The 1,213-nt window shown below is 64.4% G+C and carries 2 protein-coding genes; both read left to right on the top strand.

Translation table 11 applies throughout. The annotated features are described in order from the left end of the window. Positions 1 to 244, top strand: a 244-nt coding sequence (locus AX681_RS06510; protein WP_156456047.1) for a DUF3237 family protein, incomplete at its 5' end; no start/stop codon positions are given. A 29-nt stretch (positions 245 to 273) separates the two neighbouring features. Then, positions 274 to 1,110, top strand: coding sequence for a p-hydroxycinnamoyl CoA hydratase/lyase (locus AX681_RS06505; RefSeq protein WP_066664951.1), 837 nt, complete (start codon positions 274 to 276; stop codon positions 1,108 to 1,110). The last annotated feature ends 103 nt before the right edge of the window (positions 1,111 to 1,213 follow it).

Genomic DNA, 1,213 nt, shown 5'->3' with positions numbered 1-1,213 from the left:
CCTCAAGGCCGCCGACGGCGCGGTGATCGGCATCCACAATGTCGGCGTCCGCGTCGCCAGCCCGGAGGTGACCGACAAGATCGCACGCGGCGAGAAGGTCGATTCCGGAAGCTATTATTTCCGCTCCGCCGCGAGCTTCGACCCGCCACCCGGCGCGCACCAATGGCTGCGCAGCAAGGTGCTGGTTGGACGCGGCATCCGCATGCCCGATCACGTGGTGATCGATTTCTACATCGTCGAATAGGCGCGCCCGCGCCCAACAGGGAACATGATATGACGGAACTGAGTGCCAACGGCGTCGTCGCCTATAGCGTCGAAAACGGCATTGCCTGGGTCAAATATAACCGCCCGGACAAGCGCAACGCGCAGAGCCCGACGCTGAACCGCGACATGATGGCAGTGCTCGACGCGCTCGAGTTCCGCGACGATGTCGGCGTGCTGGTGCTGACCGGCGAGGGCGAGGCGTTCTGCGCCGGCATGGACCTGAAGGAATATTTTCGCGAAACCGAGGCGCAGGGCCTGGGCGCGACGCGCCAGGTGCAGCGCGAAGCCTATGGCTGGTGGCGCCGCCTGCGCTGGTATCAGAAGCCGACGATCGCGATGGTCAATGGCTGGTGCTTCGGCGGCGCCTATGGCCCGCTGTTCGCCTGCGACCTCGCCTTTGCCGCCGATGAAGCGCAGTTCGGTCTGTCGGAGATCAACTGGGGCATCCTGCCCGGCGGCGGCGCGACCAAGGTCGCGACCGAACTGATGCCGTTCCGCAAGGCGATGTATCACGCGATGATGGGCGAGAATATCGACGGCAAGACCGCCGCTGATTGGGGGCTGGTCAATGAATCGCTTCCGCTCGCCCAGCTCAAGGAGCGGGTGACCGAAGTCGCCAACGTCCTGCTCAAAAAGAACCCGGTGGCGCTGAAAGCGACCAAGGATGCGGTGCGCCGCGTCGGCATCATGAGCTATGACGATGCCGAGGATTATCTGATCCGCGCGCAGGAAGCGGCCAACAGCTACGACAATGACGGCCGCAAGGAAGGCATCAAGCAGTTCATCGACGAGAAGAGCTACAAGCCGGGCCTGGGCGCGTATGACAAGGACCGCGTGAAGGCGTGAACCGACGACACTGACGTCACCCTCACCCTTCCCACTCGCTGCGCTCGCGGGCCCCTTCCCTCTCCCATTGGGAGAGGGAGGGAGGCGCGAAGCGCCGGAAGGG

Source organism: Sphingomonas sp. CCH9-E2, from assembly GCF_001557215.1.
GTDB lineage: Bacteria > Pseudomonadota > Alphaproteobacteria > Sphingomonadales > Sphingomonadaceae > Sphingomonas.
This window is presented reverse-complemented; position numbering and strand designations above follow the sequence as displayed.

Bases quoted from the DNA above. Each gene is read 5' to 3' on its own strand.
- AX681_RS06505 (WP_066664951.1), top strand. From the start codon at position 274: ATGACGGAACTGAGTGCCAACGGCGTCGTCGCCTATAGCGTCGAAAAC.